At 43.1% G+C, this 26,836-nt stretch carries 26 protein-coding genes; 14 read left to right on the plus strand and 12 right to left on the minus strand.

The window, feature by feature from the left end; genetic code table 11:
- Nucleotides 1–4 precede the first annotated feature (4 nt).
- From ACOOFG_RS08810 to ACOOFG_RS08825, 4 genes are all read left to right on the plus strand, one after another.
- The gene (locus ACOOFG_RS08810) at nucleotides 5–913 is read left to right on the plus strand and encodes an efflux RND transporter periplasmic adaptor subunit (protein ID WP_420421105.1); all 909 of its coding nucleotides are present in this window, start codon (nucleotides 5–7) and stop codon (nucleotides 911–913) included.
- Complete coding sequence (locus ACOOFG_RS08815; RefSeq protein WP_420421106.1) at nucleotides 900–2,294, plus strand: efflux transporter outer membrane subunit; 1,395 nt, start codon at nucleotides 900–902, stop codon at nucleotides 2,292–2,294. The genes ACOOFG_RS08810 and ACOOFG_RS08815 overlap by 14 nt, the downstream gene beginning before the upstream one ends.
- Before the next feature lie 165 nt (nucleotides 2,295–2,459).
- Entirely contained in the window at nucleotides 2,460–3,629 is a 1,170-nt protein-coding gene (locus tag ACOOFG_RS08820; protein WP_420421107.1) for an ABC transporter permease, read from the plus strand.
- Nucleotides 3,630–3,637: 8 nt separating this feature from the next.
- Complete coding sequence (locus ACOOFG_RS08825) at nucleotides 3,638–4,345, plus strand: ABC transporter ATP-binding protein (protein ID WP_420421108.1); 708 nt, start codon at nucleotides 3,638–3,640, stop codon at nucleotides 4,343–4,345.
- Here the strand turns inward: ACOOFG_RS08825 and egtB are convergent.
- The 3 genes from egtB to ACOOFG_RS08840 are packed head-to-tail and all read right to left on the minus strand — an operon-like array spanning nucleotide 4,301 to nucleotide 7,130.
- Complete coding sequence (gene egtB, locus ACOOFG_RS08830) at nucleotides 4,301–5,566, minus strand: ergothioneine biosynthesis protein EgtB (protein ID WP_420421109.1); 1,266 nt, start codon at nucleotides 5,564–5,566, stop codon at nucleotides 4,301–4,303. The genes ACOOFG_RS08825 and egtB overlap by 45 nt on opposite strands.
- Nucleotides 5,566–6,612: a phytase gene (locus ACOOFG_RS08835; RefSeq protein WP_420421110.1), complete on the minus strand. Its 1,047-nt coding sequence runs from the start codon at nucleotides 6,610–6,612 to the stop codon at nucleotides 5,566–5,568. Before ACOOFG_RS08835 ends, egtB begins: the two co-directional genes overlap by 1 nt.
- Complete coding sequence (locus ACOOFG_RS08840; protein WP_420421111.1) at nucleotides 6,588–7,130, minus strand: hypothetical protein; 543 nt, start codon at nucleotides 7,128–7,130, stop codon at nucleotides 6,588–6,590. Before ACOOFG_RS08840 ends, ACOOFG_RS08835 begins: the two co-directional genes overlap by 25 nt.
- A 118-nt stretch (nucleotides 7,131–7,248) precedes the next feature.
- Between ACOOFG_RS08840 and ACOOFG_RS08845 the strand changes: the two genes are divergently transcribed.
- Entirely contained in the window at nucleotides 7,249–9,396 is a 2,148-nt protein-coding gene (locus tag ACOOFG_RS08845) for a M3 family metallopeptidase (RefSeq protein ID WP_420421112.1), read from the plus strand.
- A gap of 17 nt (nucleotides 9,397–9,413) precedes the next feature.
- On the opposite strand, the gene ACOOFG_RS08850 is transcribed toward ACOOFG_RS08845, so the two are convergent.
- Both ACOOFG_RS08850 and ACOOFG_RS08855 read right to left on the minus strand, forming a co-directional pair.
- Nucleotides 9,414–10,553, minus strand: coding sequence for a peptide ABC transporter substrate-binding protein (locus tag ACOOFG_RS08850; RefSeq protein WP_420421113.1), 1,140 nt, complete (start codon nucleotides 10,551–10,553; stop codon nucleotides 9,414–9,416).
- 43 nt (nucleotides 10,554–10,596) lie between these two features.
- Nucleotides 10,597–10,836 (minus strand): ABC transporter substrate-binding protein, encoded by a 240-nt coding sequence (locus tag ACOOFG_RS08855; RefSeq protein WP_420421114.1) that lies wholly within the window; start codon nucleotides 10,834–10,836, stop codon nucleotides 10,597–10,599.
- Between ACOOFG_RS08855 and ACOOFG_RS08860 the strand changes: the two genes are divergently transcribed.
- On the plus strand, nucleotides 10,835–11,125 hold the full coding sequence (locus ACOOFG_RS08860; RefSeq protein ID WP_420421115.1) for a hypothetical protein: 291 nt from the start codon (nucleotides 10,835–10,837) through the stop codon (nucleotides 11,123–11,125). The two genes, ACOOFG_RS08855 and ACOOFG_RS08860, sit on opposite strands and share 2 nt — an antisense overlap.
- Before the next feature lie 121 nt (nucleotides 11,126–11,246).
- The gene (locus ACOOFG_RS08865) at nucleotides 11,247–11,333 is read left to right on the plus strand and encodes a zinc-ribbon domain-containing protein (RefSeq protein ID WP_420422683.1); all 87 of its coding nucleotides are present in this window, start codon (nucleotides 11,247–11,249) and stop codon (nucleotides 11,331–11,333) included.
- A 12-nt stretch (nucleotides 11,334–11,345) separates the two neighbouring features.
- Here ACOOFG_RS08865 and ACOOFG_RS08870 read toward each other — a convergent pair whose 3' ends face one another.
- Together ACOOFG_RS08870 and ACOOFG_RS08875 are read right to left on the minus strand one after the other, a co-directional pair.
- Nucleotides 11,346–12,734: a glutamate decarboxylase gene (locus tag ACOOFG_RS08870; RefSeq protein ID WP_420421116.1), complete on the minus strand. Its 1,389-nt coding sequence runs from the start codon at nucleotides 12,732–12,734 to the stop codon at nucleotides 11,346–11,348.
- A complete protein-coding gene (locus ACOOFG_RS08875) occupies nucleotides 12,734–14,131 on the minus strand; it encodes an APC family permease (protein WP_420421117.1) in 1,398 nt (465 codons plus the stop codon). Before ACOOFG_RS08875 ends, ACOOFG_RS08870 begins: the two co-directional genes overlap by 1 nt.
- Before the next feature lie 278 nt (nucleotides 14,132–14,409).
- Between ACOOFG_RS08875 and ACOOFG_RS08880 the strand changes: the two genes are divergently transcribed.
- Nucleotides 14,410–15,498 (plus strand): hypothetical protein, encoded by a 1,089-nt coding sequence (locus ACOOFG_RS08880; protein WP_420421118.1) that lies wholly within the window; start codon nucleotides 14,410–14,412, stop codon nucleotides 15,496–15,498.
- 1 nt (nucleotide 15,499) lies between these two features.
- Here the strand turns inward: ACOOFG_RS08880 and ACOOFG_RS08885 are convergent, their stop codons facing one another.
- Nucleotides 15,500–16,093 carry a hypothetical protein gene (locus ACOOFG_RS08885; protein ID WP_420421119.1) on the minus strand — a complete coding sequence of 198 codons (594 nt, stop codon included), beginning with the start codon at nucleotides 16,091–16,093 and terminating at the stop codon, nucleotides 15,500–15,502.
- A 231-nt stretch (nucleotides 16,094–16,324) separates the two neighbouring features.
- Nucleotides 16,325–16,732, minus strand: coding sequence for a hypothetical protein (locus ACOOFG_RS08890; protein WP_420421120.1), 408 nt, complete (start codon nucleotides 16,730–16,732; stop codon nucleotides 16,325–16,327).
- A 253-nt stretch (nucleotides 16,733–16,985) separates the two neighbouring features.
- Here ACOOFG_RS08890 and ACOOFG_RS08895 point away from each other — a divergent pair, with 253 nt between their 5' ends.
- Nucleotides 16,986–17,951 carry an ankyrin repeat domain-containing protein gene (locus tag ACOOFG_RS08895; protein WP_420421121.1) on the plus strand — a complete coding sequence of 322 codons (966 nt, stop codon included), beginning with the start codon at nucleotides 16,986–16,988 and terminating at the stop codon, nucleotides 17,949–17,951.
- 8 nt (nucleotides 17,952–17,959) lie between these two features.
- On the opposite strand, the gene ACOOFG_RS08900 is transcribed toward ACOOFG_RS08895, so the two are convergent.
- A complete protein-coding gene (locus tag ACOOFG_RS08900) occupies nucleotides 17,960–19,291 on the minus strand; it encodes a carbohydrate porin (RefSeq protein ID WP_420421122.1) in 1,332 nt (443 codons plus the stop codon).
- The gene (locus ACOOFG_RS08905) at nucleotides 19,288–20,733 is read right to left on the minus strand and encodes a S1C family serine protease (protein WP_420421123.1); all 1,446 of its coding nucleotides are present in this window, start codon (nucleotides 20,731–20,733) and stop codon (nucleotides 19,288–19,290) included. The genes ACOOFG_RS08900 and ACOOFG_RS08905 overlap by 4 nt, the downstream gene beginning before the upstream one ends.
- Before the next feature lie 131 nt (nucleotides 20,734–20,864).
- On the opposite strand from ACOOFG_RS08905, the gene ACOOFG_RS08910 reads away from it, so the two are divergent.
- Nucleotides 20,865–21,338, plus strand: a complete 474-nt coding sequence (locus tag ACOOFG_RS08910; protein WP_420421124.1) for a DoxX family protein — start codon at nucleotides 20,865–20,867, stop codon at nucleotides 21,336–21,338.
- A 472-nt stretch (nucleotides 21,339–21,810) separates the two neighbouring features.
- Nucleotides 21,811–22,314 carry a hypothetical protein gene (locus tag ACOOFG_RS08915; protein WP_420421125.1) on the plus strand — a complete coding sequence of 168 codons (504 nt, stop codon included), beginning with the start codon at nucleotides 21,811–21,813 and terminating at the stop codon, nucleotides 22,312–22,314.
- Nucleotides 22,315–22,358: 44 nt separating this feature from the next.
- Here the strand turns inward: ACOOFG_RS08915 and msrA are convergent, their stop codons facing one another.
- Nucleotides 22,359–22,811, minus strand: a complete 453-nt coding sequence (gene msrA / locus ACOOFG_RS08920) for a peptide-methionine (S)-S-oxide reductase MsrA (protein WP_420421126.1) — start codon at nucleotides 22,809–22,811, stop codon at nucleotides 22,359–22,361.
- Between the two features lie 52 nt (nucleotides 22,812–22,863).
- Between msrA and ACOOFG_RS08925 the strand changes: the two genes are divergently transcribed.
- From ACOOFG_RS08925 to ACOOFG_RS08935, 3 genes are all read left to right on the plus strand, one after another.
- Entirely contained in the window at nucleotides 22,864–25,101 is a 2,238-nt protein-coding gene (locus ACOOFG_RS08925; protein WP_420421127.1) for a hypothetical protein, read from the plus strand.
- Nucleotides 25,098–25,823, plus strand: a complete 726-nt coding sequence (locus tag ACOOFG_RS08930) for a BPL-N domain-containing protein (protein WP_420421128.1) — start codon at nucleotides 25,098–25,100, stop codon at nucleotides 25,821–25,823. The genes ACOOFG_RS08925 and ACOOFG_RS08930 overlap by 4 nt, the downstream gene beginning before the upstream one ends.
- A 68-nt stretch (nucleotides 25,824–25,891) precedes the next feature.
- Entirely contained in the window at nucleotides 25,892–26,794 is a 903-nt protein-coding gene (locus ACOOFG_RS08935) for a hypothetical protein (protein WP_420421129.1), read from the plus strand.
- The last annotated feature ends 42 nt before the right edge of the window (nucleotides 26,795–26,836 follow it).

Below are 26,836 nucleotides of genomic sequence, written 5' to 3' on the forward strand. Positions count from 1 at the left end.
ACAGATGAGTCGCAAGTTTGTTTTACCAGGTTTAGCCATCGTAGGGCTTTTTTTTGCCCTTTTTATGGTCTTTTATGGAATGCGCACTCCACCCGTTCCGCCCATTGAATTCCCTCCCCCCACTCCACCTTACAAACACTATGTTGCAGGAGCAGGAACTGTTGAAGCCGCTTCAGAAGACATTGCAATAGGTGTGCCATTTAATGAAGTCACTTGGAAAGTTTTCGTGAAAGCAGGCGATCAAGTCGAAGTGGGTGATCCCTTATTTGAACTCGACACGCGCGCTTTTAAAGCTGAACTCGTCGAAGCACGTAAAAAACGAGATGTAAGCATTACGAATTATGAAAATGAACGGACCACTTTTAGTCTTTATCAAAAGCTCAAAGACAAGCGGGCTGTCAGCGAAAATGATTACAACCAACGGTTTTATGCAACAGAAATCGCCCTTAAAGAAATTCATGAAGCTGAAGCCAACGTCGAAAGAATCGAAACCAACATTCAGCGCTCAATCATTCGCGCCCCGATTTCAGGCGAAGTTCTCAAAGTGAACATCCGTGTTGGGGAATCGGCTGATATCAATCCGTTTGATAATGCCCCTCTCATCGTTTTTGGGGATACGAAGCATTACCACATTCGAGTTGAAGTCGATGAAGATGATGCCTGGCGCATTGTCAAAGGAGAACCAGCTATGGCCTATGTGCGTGGCAATAGTTCGATTTCAGTCCCCTTGCGCTTTCTCTACATTGAACCCTACATCATTCCGAAAACGGCGCTCACTGGTGATAATAACGAAAGGGTCGATACACGCGTCCTCCAAATAGTGTACGAAATGGACCGCGATAGTCTCCCGATTTATGTCGGTCAAATCATGGACGTTTACATTAAAGGGCTCCCGTCAGATGAAAAATTTTAAGATATGGACTGCTCTTCTTATGTTTTTGACAGGGTGTGCTGTTGGTCCCAATTACCGCACACCTGAAATTGCGATGCCGTCATCTTATGAAACCCATGCAACCCTTTCGGAAGAAGACGAAGTACAGCTCCGCTCTTGGTGGACTCAATTTGAAGATCCGATGCTCAATGTTCTCATCCATGAAGCTATCAGTCAAAACCTCGATCTCAAAATCGCACTCGAAAAAATCAATCAAGTGCGTGCCCAGTACCAAATCAAAGCTGCAGAACTCGCCCCTAAGCTTGACATGACCGTTGAAGAGAGGCGTAGTCGCATCAGTCAAAGCCTATTTGGCTCAACCTTTCTTGGCCCGCCGATGCAAAATTTTTACAGAGTTGGGTTTGATGCCTCATGGGAAATCGACATTTTTGGCAAACGGCGCCGAGAAAAAGAATCGGCCTTTTACGAATACGAAGCAGAAAGGGAAAACGCCCGCGACATTTACATCACCTTGCTCGGCGATGTGGCTCAAAGCTACATTGAAATCCGCTCGCTCCAACACCAAATTCACATCACTAAAAGACAGATCTTCATTCAGCGAGAGCTGCTTGACCTCACTTCCGATCTTTTTGAAGCAGGCCTTTCAAGCGAAATCGATCAACAGGAAGTTCAAGCCTTACTTGAATCCACTCGCGCTAGCTTGCCTCCTCTTGAAGTGGCACTCAAACAAACGATCCATGGACTCGCTACACTTTTAGGAAAAGCGCCTGAAAACTTTGAAAATGAATTTTCAGATGCTGCTCCCATTCCACTCAGCTCGCAAGAAATCCCTCTCGGGCTTCCTTCCGATCTACTACGTCGTCGCCCTGACATCCGTCAAGCCGAAAGACTGCTTGCCGCTGCAACGGCAAATGTCGGTGCAGCCATTGCTGATCTCTTCCCCCGCTTTTCTCTCATTGGTGATTACGGATTTCAAAGCAACAATTCCCAAAGGTGGCTTAAAGCGCAAAGCCGAACCTGGTCAATTGGACCGACAATGGACTGGCCTATTTTTTACTTTGGGCGTATTCGAGAAAACATCCGCGCACAAAACTCTCTACAAGAGCAAGCACTTCTTTCCTATGAACAAACCATCTTGACGGCTCTTGAAGATGTCGAAAACTCCCTTGTTGGATACTACAAAGAAGAAGAAAGGCGCAGTCGCTTAGAAAAAGAGGTCGAAGCTAAACATCGCGCCTATGAACTCAAACGAGAGCTCTACCTCAGTGGTCTAGCCGATTTCCAAACTTTTCTCCAAGCTGACCAAGATTTGCTCAATTCGCAAAACGACCTCATTTCCAGCACAGAGCAACTTAGCACTAACCTTGTAGCCCTCTATAAAGCCTTAGGAGGAGAATGGTAATGAACCTATCCCGCATTCATGCTGTTTTTTTATTTCAGCCTTTTCGGCATCTTTTGAGCATTGATGTTGAACTCTTGTTGCATGAACAATGCGCTCAACATCAATGCTCAAAGCCTGCTCAAAAATTTAAGAAATCAATTAAAAGCCTAAATACAGGATAAGTTCATGCTTCTCCTTGCGTTAAAAATACTCGTGGGGGACAAAGCCAAATTCATCGGGATTATTTTGGGTCTTAGCTTTGCTTCATTTATCATCGTGCAACAAGCTTCTATCTTTGTCGGGCTTATGGTTCGCACTTATGGCTTTATCACCGACACAGCGCAGCCGAACATTTGGGTCATGGATGAAAAAGTCCAATTCATTGATGACATCAAACCACTCCGCGACACCCAATTGTTTCAAGTACGAGGAATTGAAGGAGTCGATTGGGCCGTTCCATTTTATAAAGGACTTCTCAAAGCCAGGCTCCAAAATGGAAATTTCCAGCAATGTAATGTCATTGGGCTTGATGATGCAACACTCATTGGTGGACCGCCAATCATGCTCGAAGGAAAGTTGCGCGATTTACGCCTTGTCGATGGGATCATTGTCAACAAAGTCGGCGCGGAAGACAAGCTGGCCCTCAGTGGCTCCAGTCGCGATAGCTCCCAACCTTTGATTCCCCTCCGAGTTGGAAACACGTTAGAAATCAATGATAACCGCGCTGTTGTCGTGGGTATTTGCGAAACATCACGAACCTTTCAATCCCAGCCTGTGATTTATACGACCTACAGCCGAGCCCTTTCGTTTGCGCCCCCTGAGCGCAAACAACTTTCCTTCATTCTCGTGAAGTCGATGGATAATATTGCTCCAAAGATATTGGCAAAACGGATTCAAGAAAGAACGGGACTCAAAGCTCTCACTCAAAAAGAATTCGAACACCTCACTGTCGAGTACTACCTAAAACGCACAGGCATTCCGCTGAATTTTGGTGTGGCCGTTCTGTTGGGATTTGTGATTGGAGTCGCGATTTCTGGGCAAACATTTTACAACTTCATTCTCGATAATCTCCGCTATCTTGCCACATTTAAAGCCATGGGCGCCAAAAATAATCTCCTGACAAAAATGGTTCTCCTTCAAGCTGGCTGGGTCGGGTTTATCGGTTGGGGCATTGGAGTAGGAGCTGCAGGGATTTTTGGGTTTCTTTCACGTCATTCAGATCTTTCTTTTCGCTTTCCTTGGCAACTCTACGTCATTAGTATTTTCACGATGCTCATCATTTGCGGCGTTTCAGCTTTCATCGGACTGATCCGCGTTTACCGTGTTGACCCTGCCATAGTCTTTAAGGGAGCATAAGAAGTGCCATGAGAGAAAATCATAATCCCCCGGCAGTCACCCTAAGAAATGTGCACAAATCGTTTGGAGAAGGAGCTCTCCGTTTTGAAGTCCTGCACGGCATCAACCTTGAAGTCAAACCAGGCGAACTGCTCATGCTTGTTGGTCCTTCCGGTTCGGGAAAAACTACATTGATTTCGATCATCGCAGGTATCTTGAGCTATGACCAAGGGCAGTGCGTTATTTTCGGACGGGACTTTCATAAAATCAGCGATGCTGAGAGAACAGAGTTCCGTGGAAAGTTTCTCGGCTATGTCTTTCAAGCCTTTAACCTCATCCCCATGCTGACCTCTGCAGAAAACGTTTCAATTCCTCTTCTACTCAATGGAATGGAACGAGATAAAGCACTCAAAATAGCCAAAGAACGGCTTGAGCAATTTGGGCTGGGCGACAAAATTGAAACCTATCCTCCAGAACTATCAGGAGGACAACAACAACGGGTTGCCATCGCGCGGGCTGTCATCCACAACCCAAACTTGATTGTCTGCGATGAACCGACCAGTGCACTCGACCAAGAAAACGGTCAACTTGTTCTCTCTCACTTGCGGGAGATCGTGACGAAAGAAAACAAAGCATTAATTGTTGTCACGCATGATTCGCGTATCTTTGACTTTGCCGACCGGATCGTCCATTTAGAAGATGGGCGCATCATTAAGGACGGTTACAGCATTGGCTAGTCTGATTCCAGCACATTGCCAAGATGAATGGGGATAAAAAAAGTTACGATAACTTGGACGGATGTGTTCCCGTGCAGTCAAGCAACTGCCACCGCGTAAGACTTGCTGATTGCACATAAACTTCCCATTATACTCACCAATGGCACTAAATGGTGCCTGGAAACCCGGGTAAGGTGCATAGGCGCTTTGGGTCCACTCCCAACAATCGCCAAAAAGCTGATTGCCTCGAGCCACTTGAGGATGTAGTCGCATCGACTCAGCAAAGTTTCCTTCCATCGCTATACTCTGCTTTGTGGCAACTTCCCACTCAAATTCTGTGGGCAACCTGCGACCTACCCATCTCGCAAAAGCAGCGGCTTCATAGAAGCTCACATGGCAAACGGGCTCATCTAAATTTAGAGGAACCATACCTGATAAGGAAAACTGCATCCAATCCCCATCTTTTTGCTCCCAATACAAGGGAGCCTTGCGATGCGATTGTTTCAAATCCTTCCACCCATCAGAGAGCCAAAGTTCTACCTTCTCGTACCCTCGATCTTCGATAAAAGTAAGATACTCTCGATTCGTGACAAGGCGTGTTGCAAGTTCAAAGTCTTGTAAGTAGGTTTTGTGCCTCGGCTTTTCATTATCATAGGAAAAGCTTTCTCCTGCAAACCCCACCTCGTAAACACCCCCCTCAATTGACTCCCATTCTAGTGGTGAGGCGACTTTATTGTCAGAGAGATCCCATGAGTTCAAAGCCGGTCTTAAGGGGTTACAAAAAAAGTTGTATTTAACGTCTGTTAGGATCAGCTCTTGGTGTTGCTGCTCGTGTTGCAGCCCAACTGTGACGATTGACTCAACTTCATTTTGGTCATACGAGCCCGTTTCGAGAAAGTCGATCATACGTTGGTCGATTTCTTTGCGATAAGCAAAGACTTCTTCTGTAGTGGGCCGAGATAAAAGTCCTCGACGCGACCGAGCGTGAAATTTTCCAACTGTTTCGTAGTAAGAATTGAAAAGAAATTTAAATTGAGGATGAAACCACGTGTAGTCGGGACAAAACTGAGAAAGAAGAAAGTTTTCGAAAAACCAAGTTGTATGTGCAAGATGCCATTTAGGGGGACTGACATCTTCCATGCTTTGTAGCACAAAGTCTTCGACTTGCAAATTTTGACAGATGTCTAATGTTTGTTTTCGAACTGTATGATAATGACTTGCTAAAGAAAGCTCAATCGACATTACTTTAAACCTGAAAACTCAAACCAATCAAAAATGGCATAATTGTTGTTCTTGTCGTTATGTGCAGCAAAAACCCCAGTGGGATAATTTGGAGGAATTTGCATGGAAGTCACCCCAATCCCATCTGTTTTCGTCACCCCTTCTGCATGAATGGATTTCACAAACTTGTTGTTACCTGTCCGTTCATAAATTTTAAATGTCGAGTCTCCCTGACTTGAAACGAGGAGATATCCCTTACCGTTTGCCTTTTTATAGAGGGCTAGCCCTTCGCGGTCTCCTTTGATTCCATCTGCTAAGCCAAAAGCACGAATAAAAGGATCTTTTTTCACGTCGGGATCAGCCTGGAACTTCAAGATCGCATGTCTTTCATCAGCAGCGTAATAATAGCCGTATTCATCATCTGCCACCATCCCTTCGACAAAACTCCGTTGATGTGTCACACCAAATTTACGCACCAATGTTCCCTTAAATCTTCCCGTTCCATCATCATCTAAGCGAAACTGATGGATGTTGTCTGTATGTTTCGTACTGACAAAACAGAAAAGCTGTCCATCAGATTGTCGTTTGTAGAGGCAAAACCCATAGGTATCACTGCGAAACCCCGAAGAAATCCCTGCCGTATGGGTCACATCAATGAGTTCGCGCGATTTGGGGTCCATTTTGAAAATCTTGATTTCGTTTGTTCCTCGAACCCCACATCCTACAACATCGATGACATCCCCATTTTTCATCTTGATTCCGTTGCGCACACTCACTCCCACAGGACGGTTCATATGATGTGAGCGTGAAATTTCTTTTCCGTTGAGATCAAAGACGAAAAGCGCTCCAAACGGAGACTTGTCATTGCAAATGAGTGCGCTATTGGAAGGATCTTTTGTATCAGCCCAAATGCCACACTCATCCGCCTCACCGGGCAGAGGATGTGTCACAGCCTTAGGTTTAGGACCTTTAGGAAAAATCCGTTTATTTAAGTTAACACAACTGGCTGTGCAAAGAGTAAGCAAGCCAAGGAGAAAATAAGTTACATTCTTTTGCGCGCGACCCATACTAATAACACTGCAACAATAATGGTAAGTGGTAACATCACTGTGTAAACATACGCAGCCATGAGCGCGGCTGCAGCTGCAAAAATCCCCATGAGAAGTCCGATTAAGAAAAAGGTCGCTTCTACATAGATCCCAGCAATAAAAATCGTTAGAGCTAAAAGGGTAAGAGCCACAAGACCCGCTTCAAACCGTCCCATCAGTCCGATTTTCACGAAGATCGAAACGAGATAAACAGAAAGGGCAAGCCCCACCCACTGCACAAGTTCATGCCAAATTGTTGCCGCCGTCATGATCTTCTTTTGACGTCTCAAATACCACGACAAAAATAAACACAAAATCGCAAAAATAGGAACCATGACACGCCAATAATTCCATGCTCCATTTTGCTTTAAATCTGAAACAATCAACCCAATAAACGAAAGACCCAACATGATAAGCGCCACCAATAGTCTCATTTTCCAATGATGGTGGTGTTGTTGAATCACAATTTCCTGTTCGTCTAGAGGACGGCGAGCCATTTCTTAACCTTACACAGAAACATTTCCTTCAAACTATTGAAAGTCACTGAAAAAGTCAATTGACATCAAACCGTAAACGCTTAAAATTTGCTTTTTTGAATTTAGTTTGAGGGACGTAATGGCAATACCTATGATCGAAGCACCAGAGCAGCTCACTGCTGAAGTTCAAAAACCACCCATTCACTCAGAAATTCTCAATCCTCTTGTTGCTTATAAAGATCTCGTTCCCTTTGATAAAATTAAACCCAAGCACTTTGTTCCCGCATTTGAAACGCTTGTTCAAAACGTCGAACCCAAACTCAGTTCCATCGAATATAGACACCACCCAACATGGGACTCGATTATGGCCCCCCTTGAAGCAATTGAAGAAGAAATCCATCGCGTTGTCGGCCCCATGATCCACTTAAAAATGGTCATGGACTCATACGAACTACGACAAGCATGGGCCCAAGTCGAACCGCTTTGGACAGATCTTATGCTGCGTATTAAACAAAGCGAACCCCTGTACAAAGCCTACAAACAGATACGAGATGGAGACGAGTGGAACGTTCTTGCTCCAGCTCAAAAACGGATTCTTGAGGGACGTTTGATGCAAGCGAAGCTCAGTGGCATCGGCCTTGAAGGAGAGAAAAAAAAGCAACTCAACGAGCTGTTCTCCAATTTGAATGAACTACAGAACAAATACAACGCTAACGTCCTCGACGCCATCAAAAACTTTTCTCTTATCGTCCGTGATAAAAAACTCATGGACGGTGTCCCCGAAAATGTGTTTCAGCTCGCGTCACACGCCTATAATTATTCTCGACTTGAAAACGATCCTATTTCCTCTCCTGAAGAAGGCCCATGGAAGCTCAGCCTCAATCCCCCTGTTTACCTTCCTGTTATGAGACATTGCACAAACCGTGACGTCCGAGAAAAACTTTACCGTGGTCAAATTCTCAAAGCTTCAATTGGAAGCTACGATAACTCTGAAAACATCGTCAATCAACTTTCCATCCGAAAAGAAATGGCCCACATCTTAGGCTTTGATTCCTACGCCGATCTTAGCCTCACTAAAAAAATGGCCCCAGACGTCACCACCGTGAAAACCTTTCTGCATGAACTACGTGATGCTTCATGGGATGCCGGGAAAAAAGACCTCGAAGAAATCGAGCAATTTGCCCTGGCCGCAGGATTTACAGAGCCCTTGATGCCTTGGGACTGCTCTTTTTGGGGGGAACGTCTCAAAGAAGACAAATTCAACCTAGCCGAAGATGAACTCAAAGCCTACTTCCCCCTACCGAAAGTTTTAAATGGTCTTTTCGACCTTTGCCACACTCTCTTTGGGATCACCATTCAGCCAGCACACTTCAAAGCTCCTGTTTGGCACATGGATGTGAGTTACTATACCATCTGTGACGAAGGGGGAGAGCAAATTGCAGCTTTCTATCTCGATCCTTACTCGCGCCCTCAGACCAAGCGAGGGGGGGCCTGGATGGATTCGTGCCGCAACAGATACATCAGTGGTGAAGTGAAGCAAAACCCCATAGCCTACATTGTCTGCAATGCCACTCCTCCGATGCAAGACACTCCTGCCCTCTTTTCGTTCCGCGAAGTGGAAACCCTCTTTCACGAATTTGGTCACGCCCTCCAACACATGTTGACAGAAGTCGACTACGCCTCTGTATCAGGTATCAACGGAGTCGAATGGGATGCGGTCGAAATGGTTAGCCAATTCATGGAAAATTGGTGCTATCACCCTGCAACTCTTAAGAAAATCACCGCGCACTACATCACTAAAGAGCCACTCCCCGACGCATACATCGAAAAGATTCTCGAAGCTCGCACTTACCAAGCAGGGCTTGGAATGCTTGCCCAACTCAAATACGGCATGACTGACCTCGTTCTTCATGATAAGTTCGATCCCTATAGCGAAGTGTCCCCCTTTAAAATCTGGTACGACATGTGCGAATTCACTTCTCACATCCCATGCCTCGAAGAAGACCGCTTTCTCTGCTCCTTCCACCACATCTTTGGAGATGAAGACTACGCGGCTGGTTATTACAGCTATAAATGGGCAGAAGTACTCAGCGCCGATGCCTTTAGCGCCTTCGAAGAAGTCGGTCTTGAAAATGAATCGGCTATTCGAGAAGTGGGCAAGAAGTTTAAAGAAACCTTCTTACAACTTGGGGGAAGTCTTCATCCGATGGAAGTGTTTCGCCACTTCCGTGGACGTGATCCCCTTATCGAGCCCCTCTTGCAACACAATGGTTTTGCAAGAAAGTAACCTGACAGTTTTTTTGATTAATCTTCAAAATATGCAGATTTAAAATCTACGGATTGTAAATTTGAAATATTGACACCCTTAAGCTTAGGATTTTTTGCAAACCGCTTTTTCATTGAGCAAATAGGAATGATTGGCATTTCATCCATCAAGATAGATTCAGCTTCAGAAAGAAGACAGTTCCTCGCTTTTTTTGAGGCAGAATACTCCGAAATATCAAGTAAACATTGAAATTCATTGTTTTCCCAATTTGTTTTATTGATCAATTCTGACTTGTTCTTAAAGGAATTTAAAATAAAAAGAGGATCATTGACATGTGAAGCCCATCCCATGAATCCTATGTCGTAATTTCCTATTGTTACATCGTCAAAATAGACATTGTATTCAACGGGATGTAACTGAATATTCGTTATTCCCAAAACAGATCGCCATTGATCTTGAATTGCTTGTGTTGTGCGATGATGTATTTCTAAATCAGCAACATAACCTAAATAAATGATAGGCAGATCCTCTAAAGAAAGCTCTAATTCCTCTAAAGCCTCCTGTAAATATTGCTTTGCAAGCTCCTGATTATTATCTTGAAAGTAAGGCATTTCCTTAAGGCTCATAGAAGAAGGCAACGCTGCCATTAGAGGGGTTGCTGATTGGTAAAAGACATTGTCTGTGATACTTTTTCTATCAATCGCATAGGAAAGAGCCTTTCGAAATTTCGGGTGATTCAGGATCGGTTTTTCGGTATTAAATGCCAGCCAATAAACCAAGGCATCCTCATGTAGCTCTGTTAAAAGCTTGTAAGAAATATCATGAGACACCCTCATAAAGGGGGATCCTACCCAGTCTAACTCGCCTAACTGATACATGCTCAGGACAGTTGCACTATGGGGCATCACGTATATTTCTATATTATCAATGTAAACATGACTTTTATCCCAGTAGGCAGTGTTTTTTGAAAGAAGCAATTCAGAGTTCATGCGCCATTTTTCTAAGGTGTAAGGACCATTGCAAACAATCCCTGGTTTTGTGGCCCACTCAGGATCGCTTTTTGCAATGTGAGAAGGTGCTGGAAAAAATTGAGGAGAAGCCATCAACTCCAAAAGATAGGGAGTTGGATACTCTAACTCAACAACTAGAGTTTTTTCATCTTGAACATGAATTCCCACACAAGAACATGAAATCTCTTCTGCAAAACACTTTTTTGCATTTTTAATGGGGTAATAAAAAAAAAGGCGTTTGGATGCTAACTTCAGCATAAGGATCAATCACTTTTCTCCAGGCATACTCGAAGTCATATGCTGTGACTTTAATCCCATCGCTCCAATAGCAATCTTTAAGATGAAAAACATAAGTTTTCATGTCTTCAGAAACGTCACCTTTCTTAGCAACTGCAAGTTTGGGAACATCATTTTCATCTCTTCGCGTCAGACCTTCGAAAAGAAGGTTCATGACATGGGAAGAATTAATTGAGCAACCTTTTGCACTTGAGGAAAAGTGGAGAGTTGACACATCGCTAGGAAGGGCTATTCTTAGAACTTTTCCTGATTTATGTTTTGGCTTAGATATAAAAAAGGTAGCGAAAAAGACGCATAAACCAAGCAACATAAATGCTAAAAAATACTTTTTCACATTCCCTCCTTGTGGAAAAAGAGTCAGTGTTACAGAAAAAACTCTTTTTTTCTATAAATTCTTTGTGCGTAAAAATTGTGCTTTCAAAAATCCCAAAAATCTGAGCTAATACAAAAAAAAGGAGTATCCTTAATTTGGTTTCAATATTTACAATTCTCTCGTGCTTGATTGTGTGCAATTGGTGTGATTTTTCTTACACGGACATGAACTCGAATTGCATATCATTCTCTATGGAGTATTGGTACTGTCCGAAATGTGGAAGTACGAACTCGGATGAGGATTCCTCATGTAGATTTTGTGGCTACTCTAAATCTTAGGACATCGATTTCCTAGCAAATAGGGTGTGGTTTTTCCTTAGAAACCTTTTCCGCCAAAGACTCTTTGCTCTCTAGCCTTTCACATACATGCATGATGTCATCATAGAGAATCTCAGCCATGTCGCGACTAAAATGTTCTCGCACAACGACCCTCAGGAGAGCAATCTCCTCCGCATTAGGTGGCATGGTGTAAGCCGCTACCACCCATCCCCTTTCTCGTAGCTTGCTCGAAATATCATAGACTGAATACCCCTTTATTTCGTCTTTGAGTTTCATAGCAACAATGGGAAGCATCTTGGCCTGGTTAATCATTTCAAACTTGCCCGACTCTGCAAGCATCTTCCCAAGATATTGAGCATTTTCAACGCAGTTATTCATGATTTGGGTGTACCCTTCTCGTCCTAAGCGGAGAAAGTTGTAGTACTGCGCAAGTACAAATGCTCCATTACAAGAGAAGTTCAAGGTATAAGTCGGCATCCAACCACCAAGATAGTCGACCTTGAAAACAAGCTCTTCCGGAAAATCTGACTCATCTCTCCAGAGAACCCAGCCGATTCCTGGATAGACAAGACCGTATTTATGACCTGAAACGTTGATCGACTTGACCTGCTCAAGACGGAAGTCCCAAACAAAATCAGGATTAGTAAACGGCACAACAAATCCCCCGCTGGCAGCATCGATATGGAGGGGAATATCCCACCCTTTTTCTTTTTTGATGCGGAGTAAGAGTGCGTTGATTTCTTGGATCGGATCAGCCTGCCCTGAATAGGTCGTTCCAAGAATGGCCCCAACACAAATGGTGTTTTCATCAATTCGCTCTTCCACACTTTCGGTTGTGATCGTGTACCTTCCCTTGTCTAAGGGAATAATGCGCATTTCGACATCAAAGTACCGTGCAAATTTTTCCCAACAGACATGCACTTCAGCTCCAAAGACGATGTTTGGAACCGCTCCAGGCTTGGCGCGTCTTTTCCAAACCCATTTATGAGCAAGAAGTCCTAGCATGATCGCTTCTGAAGACCCAATCGTTGCCGTTCCAATCGAATTGCAATCTTCTGGAGCATTAAAAAGACGTGCCATCATGTTGACACATCTTTCGTGAATCACTTCTGTTTGTGGATACTCATCATGATCAATAAAGTTTTTGTGAAGATTTTCGGTAATGAGTTTTTGTGCTTCAGGTTCCATCCAAGTGGTGACAAAGCTCGCCAAGTTGAGTGCCGGATTGGCATCCATGTTGAGTTCATCATGGATGAGTTGGTACGCTGCATTAGCCGGCATGCTTTTTTCAGGAATTTCTAATTTTGGAATCGACTGGCTAAAATAGCGCGAGCTATAAGTTGAACTGTGCTCTTTTTCGGACACTTTAACTTGATCTAACCGTTTTTTCTTTGAAAGCATCACTTACCTTTAAGTTTCCACGAAGGTTTTCGAAAATGAATCATGATCACGGGAGCTAAACAAAAAATCAGCATCCCGATGATGAGAAATGTCACATAAAACGAAGGACTCCCAATCGCCAGTTGCTTTGGCGGAAAAAACCCAACGACCATGGCAAAGAGGGCTCCTACAAGACCAAGCCCCGCAACACACCACATCCCAAAGTTTCCCCCCGGCACCTTGTAAGAGCGTTCCACGTCTGGCTGCGTATACCTTAAGCGGATGGCAGCTGCATAAAGCAAAACATACATGATGAGATACAAAATAGCCGTCAAAGCAGTGAGAAGAAAAAATGCAGAGTTAACTGTTGGCATGAAAAGAAAGACAAGACTGAGAAGGGTCACAATGATCCCCTGAATGACCAAAATATGAACAGGCACTCCATGTCGATTTGTTGATTCCAAAATCGGAGGAATGTCCCCTTCTTTTGCCGTCGCAAACAACCCTTTACTAGGCCCAACAATCCATGCCCCCACTCCTCCAATCGTTCCAAAAGCCACCAAAAAACCCATAATTGGAAGAAGCCAACTTAACCCAAACGTTTCTAAAAGATGCTTAAAGGCCTGCATCAACCCTGCAGTTAAACTGATTTGAGATTCAGGTAAAATAGCTGCAATGGCAACTGCCCCAAAGGTGAAGACTAGAAGAATGAGTACTGCCGCTAAAAAGATTGCCTTGGGATAATCTCTCTTCGGATCTTTCACTTCATTAGCATGAACAGCTGAAACCTCCATCCCCGCAAAAAGCAAGACAACCCCAGCTAAAAATGCAACGTTTTGAAAGTGACTCAAGTCGGGGAAGAAATGCACTTCACCCGTTGCAAAAGCAAGAGGTTTTCCTTGCAATATCCAAATGATTCCAAGCAAAATGATTAAAGCCCCGGGAAAAAACGTCCCACAAATCACCCCAAGGGTACTGAGCCATCCCGACGCAACAATTCCTCGAAAGTTGATCAGTGTCGCGCCCCAATAAGCAATGAGAATCACAGCGATATTGAACCATTTATTCGTCGCAAGCTCTGGGCTTAAAAAAAAGTAAGCAAGAGCTCCCGCTGCAAATGCCAAAATGGTCGGATACCAAATCACATTTTGAATCCACTGCAACCAAATAGCACTGAATCCGGCATGATCCCCAAAAGCTTCTTTGACCCAACTATAGACTCCACCTCCTTTGGGCCACCCCGTGGCCAGTTCAGCAGAGACAAGTGAGGTCGGAATCAAAAAAATGAGCGCCGAAAAAGCCAAATAAAAAAGGAGAGTGAACCCCTCTTTGGCCATCATAGGCAATCCACGCAAACTCATGACAACTGCCACGTTCATCATCGCGAGAAAAAAAACATTGAGGTGCTTTGACTTCATAATTTTCACATTAGAGAAGGCATGTGACTGAAGCAAGAATTTTCTAAGTTTACACTGAGGCTAACGTCTCCTTCTATTTTTGCACCTCTTGAAAAAAATCTTTTTATTAAATACTATTTTTTTGTTTAGAGGACTTCGCCCAAGAACTCGCTCATGAAAGAAACGTTCAAAACGACTGATTCTGGAAGGCCAAGAAGAACCTTTCTAGAGGCGTCGATTAAAGATTGGGCAACTTGTGTCGACACTATCTAGCAAACAACATCAAAGGGATTAATAGAATGGGATTCACATTATCTAGACTGCGATTAACAGTACTCAAAACACTTCTGCCATGCTTCTTATTCTTATATTTTCCCGCCTTGGCAGGAAAACAAATTTTGTATGGCTCAGTTGGCGAGGGGGGAGTAAACCCTGGAACCACAACTCTTGTAATTTTAGATCAAACAACAGGTGGATTGAAAGAAACAATTGGAGAGATTGGCTACCGACTAAATGGGCTTGCTTTTGACCCTTCAACTGGCAATCTGTACGGAACAACTTCTACGAATGATCCAAACTTTCCTCGAGGTCTTGTCATCATAGACCAAACAACAGGCGCAGGAACGCCTATTGGCACTAATTGGGTACAACCAATCGTGTGCCTTACCTGTGATGCAAGTGGGCAGTTATATGGTTGGCAAGAATGGCGCCCAGGCCCGCAAGATGACTTAGTCACTGTAGATAAAGATACTGGAACTTTTATTAAAGTCGGAGAGGCAGGCATAAGTACCAGAGGACAGAGTCTAGACTTTGATCAATCAGGTACCCTATACTTACTCAACCAAGTCTTCCCACCACCACCATCACCTATTTATACCATTAGCTTGGTTGATGGCCTAGCAACTCAAGTCGGAACCTATAGCGTTCCAACAGACATTGCGCACCACGGCAAATTTAATCAAGAAACATGGGAATTTTGGGCAATAGGCGATTGGAAAAACGATAACCCTAGAAATCTCTATATTATTGATATTAACACTGGAGACCTAATCGGTTCTCTTCCCACGGTTGATGAACTTCATACGATTGCGTTTGCAGTCATTAATAACTTAGAAATTAGTGGGATAAGGAAAAAGGATAGTTTTCTTACTGAAACTGATTATTACAACGTTATCAGCTGGTCAATTGAAGACCCTCAAAATATCCAAGGATTTCGTGTCTATAGAAAAGATGGAGACTCCTATTCTTTGATTGCAGAACTACCTGCGACCGCAATGAAATACGTTGACCACAATCGCAAAAGAAAAGCCAGTGATGAATACATGATTGAAGTCATCGATGTGAATGGCTCAGTAAGCGACTCTGCAACAATAGTCATTACCCCATAAACTAAAAACGATAGCCGAGGCCAAGGCCAAAGTTAAATCCACTTAGATCGCCTTTATGATGAGTCGTCCTCTTGTCACTATGATGGTAAGCAACCCGAATAAATGAATAGTCTGTAAAAACGTCCACGAATAAAGATTGATAAAAATAGAAGTTAGCCCCTGTTTTAACAACAAACCCACCGCCAAAACCATCTTGGTTACGGGTAACCCCTGTGGCATGATTAGAAATATGTGAATAGGCAAGGATTGGCCCCACACCAACATACGGTGAAACAGAGCCTACTTTCCAAAAATAACTCACGCCACCGCTAACTGGCACAAGATGTAAATGGGTATGATTTCCTCTGCTCGAATCACCACTAGCATACATATACCCTGCATTAGCCCATGCGTATAAGTCATTCCAAATTTGAATATTAGTTTCTATTCGGTAAAGTCCGGCACCTCCATAGATAGAACGGAACCTATGATTCGTCGAAAGGAAGTAAGACCCCTTTCCTTCTAACGTAATCGTCCGAGCTTCTACTGAACTGGTAGAGAAGGCGTTACAGATGAAGAAACAGAAAAAAACAACCTTGAAAAGTTTAATATTCACAAACCACCATTAATTATTTAATAAATAAAACATTTTAACTTTTTTTATTATAAATAAGATTTAACCGCAATACTTAGATAAAAAATTTAAATCATTGATTTTATTTTACTTATGCTATTTATTGCGAATCCTAAATTTGGGGAAAAGCAGCTTTATATCTATTGTACTAATCTTAATCATGGGTATATTTTGGATGGGGGGCCCATGCCTCCATCCAAAATACATCAAGGTTTACGCTTCTTCAAAGGGAATCCAGCCAAATAGAGTGTTGAAGTGCGCTTGAAGATCGATATTATCGACAAAGAAATTTTCAACAAAGCTCGTCACCGATAAAACAGTGCTGCATGCTGAAAGAATGGCGCTATCGAGGAGTGGACCAGCTGCTTCGTCAAATACAGCTTGGCGCGCCTTTTCAGGCAGAAGTAAACTGAACAGTGAAAGGAAAATTCCAAGAGCACATTTGCCAACTGTTTCAACGGTTCCTACGAGAGAGGCAAGGCCGTACCCCACCTCTGTTGTCACCCTTTTGCAAAAAGATGCGAACCAAGAGCTTTCTTCATTGCGCCAATCTGTCATCTTGTCAATCATCCAACCTGACAAAGATTGACTCGCTTGAATCCCTTGTGATTCTGTACTCATTATTTTAAACCTCACCAAAATAAATTAGAAATGATATTAACATGATCACAATTGTAATAAATTAGATATTAATTAGAAACTAAACAAAATAATTAATAATAAATAAAAATATAGTTATTATCAATTTTTATGAACTGTCAGGGGAAAGATTTAGTGCTAATAATTTTTTTGATACATTTTTTCCAGAATGATTGCTTTAATCTTAGCCCTACCTTATAATCGAACGTCATAAATTCTGGAGGAAATTAAAAAGATGAATTTTGACTACAAAAACTATCAAACGTACGCTGTGTCGATTGGACTTCAGCTCTGCAGTGGAACTCTCCTTTCAAAAGCCATTTTTCCAATCATAGTCAAAGAAGGAGCTATATATAGTGCACTCCTTGGCACGTCCCTATCTGCAGTTGAAACAGCAACTTTTTATACAACCTCACTCGAGGAAAACCTCCAAAACAAAACCCTGATTGCCCTCGCAACTTTAGCACTCGCTTATTTTGCGACAACAAGGCTGATTGCAGGGCCATTATTTGGTCGAATATCAGTAAACTTTGATGCTTCTAAAGCCTTCAAGCTCTGTCTCAGTAGTTTTGCAACTTACATGGGATATACAATTTGGAAAGAAAAAGGCCAAAAAGAAACAGAGTCCTCTCATGATACTAATGAAGAAAACATTTCCTCTGAAGACTTAAAACAAGCACTTTATGGTCTTAAGGACGTTAATGATAGGGACGAATATGAACAAACAGCCCTCCATCTTGCTGCAATAAATGGAAATGATACATCTATCACAACTTTACTCAACGCTAGCTCAGATATTCATGCAAAAAATAACCGCGATAACACTCCTTTGCATTTTGCTGCATATAAAGGTCATATCAATGCAATTGAGGTCTTGTTAAAAGCTGGTTCAGATATTCACGCAACAAATATCGATGGTTACACCCCACTTCATATGGCTGCAGAACAGGGACATGTAAAAGCCATTGAGGTTTTACTGAAAGCTGGCTCAGATATTCATGCTAGAGATAACAGTGATTGGACAGCTCTTTGCCTTGCTGTATGCTTCGGTTATGAAAAAGCTATCGAAGTTTTACTGAAAGCTGGTTCAGACATTCATGCTAAAGATAAAGAAGGCATCACTCCAAAAATATTAGTTGAACGGAGTAAAAACAAAGAAGCAATCATGGCCTTATTCAATGCTCATGCCAAAAAGAATTAACGCTTGGATTAAAAGATAACGCCGACTTGGGCACCGACAACGAGAGCATCTGGGATATTTCCAAAGCCCTTTGGATTAATGATGTATTGGATATCAGGAACAATTTGAAACCACTGATTCACCTGAAACCAATGGTTAAGTTCGATGACCGCCTCAAAATTTTGTGGGCGGTTGCCAAAAGGCCCGAGCATCTTGGTCCGCTTAGCAAGCTCTTGTGCTGCGCGCATATCGGAGCTGTACTTTCCGTAGATGACTCCAATATTGGTATAATCTTGAGGGCGCTTGGCAAAAAGCCCTTTGTAGACAAGCCCTGCTGTCATGTAGAAGGGCAAGATGTTTCGATCTTTGGGAGCAAAAAGCAACGCTACAAAAGGGGTCAAACCGCGGTCTGTTTCCCCATGACGATAAACCATTTGATCGAGTAGGAAGTAGTACCCCCAATCCCCATGGTATTTTCCGCCTTTAAACTTAGGTCCCTTCTGATCGGTCACATAGTAGAAACCTACGCGGTAGTTTCCGGGGTAACCCGTATCCCCTTTAAGACGATTCACCTGATAAGACCATTCGGTCATGAGTAAGGCCCCATCTTTGCCATCAAACGTCCAGTTAAACCCATGATAGCTGTTTTGAATCACATCGGGTTCCGCGACATAGATCGCAAACTTTGCAAGGAGCCGCTTATAGGTATAAAACTGTAACAGGAACCCCCAAGTCGCATTTGGATATGCAACGAAGGAGGGGGTGTTCAGGAAAATCGAGACGGGGTTTCCATCAAAGCCATTGTTCACATACTTGTAATAGAGCTCTGACTGCAAAAAGTCATTTCCCCCATCAAGACGTCCTGCTTTCATCAAGATATAGCCAGAAAGTAAAGTCAATCGGAGATAAAGCTCGTTATAGCGAATGTTTTGTCCCCCATAAACTTGAGCCACATAGAATTGGTTCCCAATTTTCTTCGCACTCAAATTCGTGCCCGTTCGTGCCACAACAGAAGTATAAAGTTCCAGTCCTTCTAAAGTGGAAAACGCACCAAAGTCGATATTCATATCCACTCCAAGTGACCCAGCAAAGGCAAATCCATGGGCATTTCCTCCCACAGGATTTCCTAAGATATCTGCAACATAGGTCGAACCGATTGTCACACCATCTCGCGCCAACTTTGAACGTCCACCTTTCCAATCTCCTGTGAGGTACTTCCGCTGCCAAATCCCAGGTTGTTTTTTCGTCTCATCATAATGCTCCATCATCTCTTCATGTCTTTCCTGAGCTGTTCCAGAAAAACGGTAGTCAGCAGCAAGAAGAGACGTAGTGAAGCAAATAAAGACTAAAAACTTTCTCATCTTAAATCTTCTGATCGGTCCTGAGGAATTAAATAATTGCTAAGCACTTTTGTATTGCGATCAAAAACATGATCTCGATCCAAGACGATTTCAACATCTGTTTCTAAAGTTACGTGGATGTAAGGCCCTGTACTCTTTTCGAAAGCATCGATCAAGTTTTGCATGTTGCGGATCTTCATTCCATTGACAGATGAGACCACCTCATCGGTGATTTTTTGGTAACCGACGTTGACAGAATCAGGTAAAATCCGAGTCAATACCACCACTTGAGAACGGTCTTCTGATATCTTACCGTGCTTTAAATAATAAAGAAGATTGAGAGGGGGAGAATCTTGATCAAACGCATGAATTAAGTAGTTGATAGTTAGGGGCTGAAAGACAAGCCCACCAACTGTGTAGTAAGTTGGGCGCTTGTTGAATTGGATCTCACCAACCAAATCCTGCGCTGCCATGTCGCTTTCTAAGTGAACTGAAAGTGTGAGCCTCTCTCCATCACGCAAAATTTCTAAATCGATGAATTCGTCATAGTACTTGATCGAAAAGAGATGCGACAAAGAAACCCTTTTGCGGGATTCAAAATCAATCGTTCCATCATTTGCAATCGAAACCCCATCGATCGCTAAGAGAATATCGCCCGGATAGAGTTGATCGTGAAAAAATGAGGTTTCATTCACCAAAGTGAGCAAAACTCCTGTCGTCTCTTTATCCATTTGATAAAACGAGCGAAGAGCGGGATTTTCCATTGTTTGAAAACGGACGCCTCCCTTAGGGAAGCCGTGATATTTACCTTCATCAACTTCTTTTAAAAAATGACGAATGATGGGAATTGGAATCATATAACCGAGATTTTGCCCAAAGAGAATGGCCTGATGTGCAACACCCACAACTTTCCCGTTTTCCATTACAGGTCCTCCACTATTCCCCGGATTGAGGGGAGCGTCGATTTGAGAGCAGAGTAGAGAATTTCGACTGAAATAATAGTGACAGACTTCGGTTCTAGAAATGATGCCTCGAGTTACAGATAGATCTGCTCCCCCAAAAGGATAGCCTAAGACTTTAACCTCTGCCTGAACAGGAGCAATTTCTGTTGCAATTTCAAGCGGATGCGTCTCACTAAAAAACATCTCATCAGGAACCGTGAGAATCGCTAAGTCACAATCATGGCCAAGCCACTCCACTTCAGCTAAATACTTTTCTGAATCGTGGGCTTTTTTCACCTGTATAAAAGCCGAATCAGACACCACATGGGCATTCGTTAAAATCCGATTTCCTGAAATGATAAAGCCAGACCCACTTGTCTTTTCTTGGAATGGTGAGCTCCAAGGAGATTCATAATCATATGTATTACGCGTTCGATAAATTTTAATGACTGAATCTTCAACAGTATAACTGCCAAAAACAAAACTGCAGCAAAGCAGAAAAAAGCACGTGAGTTGTTTCATTTATTTTCTCATTTCAGTTCCGATTAGATCACATACGTTACAGATCAGTGCGAATGAAATCAACTTCTTTGTTGCATGAAAAATCCTTAACTCTCTATTGAGAAAATAAAGAAGAAAAGTGAGATAGAAACATGCATGATTTTTTTTCCAAACTTGGACATTACAAACGTCAGGTAGTGTGGCTACCCATTTTTGTGACACGTATTGGCATCGGAATCTTTTTTATTCTTTCGGGTTTCTTTAAGCTTTTTGATGCTGAGCAGCACGAAAAACTTTTAAAGACGATGATTTCAGCGAACATTCCGTTCCCAGAGTTCAACTCTTACTTTGTTCCCCTAATCGAACTTCTAGGTGGTGCCCTCATCCTGATTGGACTTCTCACCTCCCTTTCAGCACTGGTACTCTTAATCGTCATGGTCACTGCTATCGTGACTGAACGGATTGCAGCTGTTGCCATGCATGGTGGACTTTTACTCGTCGAAAACTTCTTCTATCTTCCGGAAGTTCTCTACGCCTTGATTTTCTTTTGGCTCTTCTTTTCTGGTCCTGGCAAAGTCAGTTTTGACTACGTCATCGGAAAGAAAAAGAGAATGTCAAGTTACTAAAAAAGGTCACAATGTTCTAACACATGCGGTCTTAACGTCTATAGCACACGAAAAGTTGATCTTAAAAAAGCTTTTTTGCAACATATTTGTTGTTTTTTGGCGAGGATGTGATGAACTTAAGTCCAACTTTTTTATGCTACCTTACCGGAATAGGACTAAATCTCTTAAAAGCTCTTTTTCTGAGTTTTGGCTGTGGCTTTATTTTGTATCTAGCGATCAGATATTTCCATGAGGCTTGGAAGAAGAAAAAACATGTAAAAATCTGGCTTAGCTTATCTGTAGGTTGCTTTGCCTTATATCTACTACTCGTAGGACTCAAGTGAAGTATCTACTTTTTTGTGCGATAACCCTCCTGTCCATTTCATCTAATCTAAAACTTGTAGCAAGACAATATAACATCGATTACCTCGTCTAGCTCATCGAAGATGGAAACGAGGAAGCAATCCAGAATTTTTTCGCAAACCCTCATTATGTGGCCAAGATTAAACATGTGATCGAATTTGCTGAGGTTTTTCGTTCAAAACTAGAAGAAAAGTATGGGTATAAACCTTCGTGGAGAGAGGCTTATGACTGCTTTAAAGATCTTCTTCCCCAGATGAACTACCCTCAGGAACAGAAACAACAGTTTTTAGGAATATTTAAAGCAATCACCTTGCAATTTGAAAGAGCAAATAAACTTGGAAACACCATCACAGCAAAATCTATTAATTATCAGGGATCCTTAGACCCAAACTTTGAAATCCCTGACGAACTAGCCGGCGCTTTTTGTGAAGCTCTAGGAGGTTCTCTTATGTGCATCGTTCCAGGAATCGTCACACAAGGAATTGGAATCGGTCTGATAGTTGATGCTGGAAGACGCTCGTTCGACTATTTTGAAAAACGACGGTCAATTGGAATAGACAGTGAAGGAGCAGAAAATTATTCTGAACCCTATCAACCCGAAAACGACATGGACAGTTGGGAAAAGCAATATTAATACAGACTTCTAAAGCATACGGCTACAGTTCTTAAACAGTTCGATTATGCAAGCCCCTTCTTCTCGAAATACTTTTGATGGTAAGCCTCAGCTTCATAGAAGTTTGAGACAGAAGTGATTTCTGTGACAATCGGAGCTTCAAATCGCCCTCGGGCATCCCGCATCGAGTGTTCAGCGACTTCCCGCTGAGCAGCGGAATGAGTGAAAATCGCCGAACGGTACTGACGACCAATATCTGGTCCCTGCCGGTTGAGAGTCGTTGGGTCATGCATCGTCCAAAATACATCGAGCAGAGATGCGTAAGAAATTTTTTTTGGATCAAAAAGAACTTCAATCGCTTCGGCATGACCTGTATCGCCCTGACAAACCTGCTCATAGGTCGGATTGGGAACCTCTCCTCCAGTGTATCCCACACGGGTGCTTTCAACCCCGTCTAACTGGTCAAAAACTTTTTGAACGTGCCAAAAACAGCCTGCAGCAAAAGTGGCCTTTTCCATATTATCCCTAGTTGGTTATAATCTCTTTTATGTCATTTATGGATTTTTGGGTATGGCTATATTAGACGCAATCAAACGCCCTTTTACAGAGTGGTTTCCTGAAACAACTCGGGTCAAAGGAGATGGGTTAGGAACTTTTTCTGGAGTTTATCTACCTAGCGTGCTTCAAATGCTAGGAGTCATTCTCTTTATGCGCCTAGGGTGGATCACCGGCTATGTCGGCCCCTGGAAAATGAGTCTGATCATCTTGATGTCGTCTACCATTCTCTTTGTGACCAGCCTTTCACTGACTTCGATTGTCACCAACATGCGGGTTGGAAATGGCGGCTCCTACTATATCATTTCCCGTTCCTTAGGGATGGAGTTCGGAAGTGCAATTGGCATTCTCTTGTCCGTCGCCCAGCTCACCACAATTGCAGTTTGTGTTTCGGGATTTGCCATTTCGCTCAAAGAAATTCTGCCTCATTACTCACTCACATCAATCGAGCTCTGCACCATTTTAGCCCTTGCCATTGTGTCCTCTTTTCCAGTTGATTTTGCGCTGAAAACTCAAGGACTGATTTATATCATCGTTTTATCCGCCATTGTCTCGGTCTTTATGGGCAGCGGAAGTCAAATTCCTGCAGATGTGACTCCTCTTCCATCCTTGACAGCCCTTTCTTTTTGGCCCGCTTTTGCTCTCTTCTTCCCTGCTGCAACGGGAATTGAGTCGGGCATGGCGATGTCAGGCGATTTAAAAAACCCATCTCGCTCACTTGCCCTTGGATCCCTCGCCTCTGTATTAACAGCCTACCTTGTTTATGCGAGCTTGTGCCTCTTTCTCTCCTCTCAAGTTTCTGCCGACCTTCTTCGTTCACACCCCTTGATCATTCGCTATGTCTCGAAATACAGCATCTTATTTGTATTAGGAGTTTGGGGAGCCACTCTTTCAAGCGCTCTTGGTGGACTCCTCACTGCACCACGGACACTGCAAGCATTAGCTAAAGATAAGATTTTGCCCTCCTTTCTATCGAAAGGCTATGGCAAAGCCAACCATCCCCGCAGTGCCAGCTTGATGATCATCTCGATCGCCACGCTGATGATTGTTTTAACAGACATGAACCACCTCCTCCCGATCCTTTCTATGGTTTGCCTCATGACCTATGGGCTCCTCAATTTTGTCGCCTTTTTTGAGTCGCTGCTCAAAAACCCCAGCTGGCGCCCCTTGTTCCGTACCCATCCTCTTATTTCCCTTTTTGGAACGACTGCCTGTTTGATGAGCATGTTCATGATCAACGCCGGAGCGAGTTTCATCGTGATCTTCTTAGTCGGAGCACTGTGCTTTTGGACAACCAAGCGGAAGCTCAAAGGGAACTGGGATGATATCCGCTACAGCATCTTTTCTTTCTTCGCCTCAACAGCCACAAACAAGCTCGTTCACATCAAGAAAAACCCCAAAAGCTGGCGCCCTAATATTTTGGCGATTGTGGATCCCTCCCTGAAGGAATCCAACACCATTCACTTTGCCCACACACTCAACCAAGCTAAAGGGTTTTTAACGTATGGAACCACGCTCAAGGGAAATGGGCAAAATGTCGGTACTGTCAGACAAGCCTTTGCAGAGTATTTCGAAAAGAAAGACATTGCTTGCTTCTACCACATCAATGCCCACGATGAAACGACCATTGGAAATCACCAAATTGTTCAAAATTATGGCCTTGGCCCCTTGCAACCCAATACCATCATTTTAAAAGCCCCTTCTGATCCTGGAAAATTTTCGTCGTTTTGTGAACTCATCATCGAGTCATTTAAACTGCAAAAAAACATCATCTTACTCAAAATCGACGAAGACAATGTTGCCTTCCGTGAAGAGAAAAAAGATAAACAGATCGATCTTTGGTGGGGAGGAAAGTACCACACCAACTTTGAGCTCAGTTTAGCTCTTGCCCATATCATGCAAAGCGATAAATCTTACTTAGGTGCGACCATTTGGATTAAAACACTCGTGCCCAATGAAGCAGCTCGCTCGCATATGACAAAACTCTTCAGTAAATACCACCAAGTCTTGCGTTTCAAAAACCTCTGCTTCAAACCCTATCTCGATGAAACAGACGACTTCTACTCCCATATCGCCGACTATTCCACGGAAGCCAACTTGACATTTCTTGGACTCCGCGCTCCAAAACTCCACGAGTCTCGCGCCGCTTACGAAAACTACTTTAAAACTCTTATGAAAAAAACCGAAAAGATTCCCTCTGTCGCCTACGTTTTAGCTGGAGAAACCCTCGACTTCCAAAGAATCTTCGAATGAATATTTTGATTTATGCCGATGAAGGCGTCAGCACCTTTTCGCTTCAAGAAACCCTTGCGACTTTTCGTGAGCTATTGCCTCATGCAACAGTAGAGCCAATCACACATCCCTTTATCGCGCTCGGAAACTGGATCGAGCAAGCAGACCTTCTCATCATCCCAGGTGGCAGAGACATTCCATATGACCGACTTCTGAAAGGGAAAGGGACCGATAACATCCAACGCTTTGTCGAAAACGGTGGCAAGTTTTTGGGCATTTGCGCAGGAGCGTACTTTGCAGCAAGAGAGGTCATTTTTGAGAAGGGAACCGATTTAGAAGTACACGAATCGCGCGACCTACAATTTTTTCCTGGATCTGCTGTAGGAACCCTTTTTCCCACGCGACCTTTTGCTTACGGATCAGAAAGCGGGGCTCACGCTCCTTCCATCCGAGTCGAAGAGGAGCTTGTTCCACTATACTACAACGGAGGATGTTACTTTGCGGAAGCAGAAACTCATCCTGTTAAAATCCTTGGAACTTACGCTGACTTCAATAATGAAGCCGCCATCATTTCTTGCAAAATTGGACAAGGAATCGCCCTCCTTAGCGGAGTCCATTTTGAAGTCCGCCCTTCTGCCCTACTTCGTGAAAACACACCATCTGACGTGCGCGAAGCTTTGACTCAATCAGAAAGTAAAAGAAAAGATTTTATTACTACTATTTTAATAGAATTAAACATTTAGTTATTATTTATAATTAAATTAATTTAGTTTATAATTATTCCAAATCGTTATCGATGGAAGGAATAATTATGGGGATATTATCTGCGACAGATAGTCAAAAAGCTTGGGCCTATGTCGACACGCAAAACCAGGTCCACTTTGAGCAAAATCATTTTTTAAATCGCGCTGTCCGCGCCCTCTTTTCACTGATTGGCCTCCGGAACTACGACCTCGCTGCCGTCCTACCTGCGATGCAAGCCATCCCGACCTCTTCAGAAAAGACTGCAAACATAAAGTATATTTTTGAAAAGCTCGCTAAGCGATCGGGACTCACTTCGTCAGACTTGGTTCATCTTAAAGCTCTTTCTTCAGGCGCTTCTCCAACCGGGGAAACGCGTCAATTCATCGAAGGAACCATTGGCAACCAAAAGCTTAACCAAGCGCTTATTTCCTTCCGCTCTCAACTCCATGATGACTCACTCATCGATAGAAAGGTCTTAGATACTCTTGCGACTTTTTCTTACAAGACAAGGCCCGTTGCAGCTTTTGAACATGCTTTTGAAAAGGTGAAAAAGATCCAACCAATGCTCCGAAAAGGTGGAATGGAGGGAACGCTTCAAGAGACTGAAAAACTTACCCATAAAGACCTGATCGTGATGGAAGACATGGCAAAGCTGACCCCTATAGTGCGTCAATTTAAAGCGATGGGGATTAATCTTTCAAAAGATACACCACTAGGAGCTCTCTCACGAAAAATCAATCGAACAGCAAACTTTATCAACCAGGTCCACAACATTGCTGAAAGACAAGCTCCTCACTCCAAGGGGGGAACACTCATTTTTTACGACATTCACAACTTTGAAGCAAAACGGAGATACTGGACCAAACTTTTTGATAAAGTCGTCTTTAAAACGCTCTTCAGAACGCCCTTATTTCACGCTTCTGTTGGCTACAGAAATGAAAAAGGACAGGATATTGAAGCTGATATCTGAGCCCGTTTCCGACAGTCGCGCCGAACACTCTACAGTCGCACC

It is taken from the genome of Simkania sp., assembly GCF_965215465.1.
Taxonomy (GTDB): domain Bacteria; phylum Chlamydiota; class Chlamydiia; order Chlamydiales; family Simkaniaceae; genus Simkania.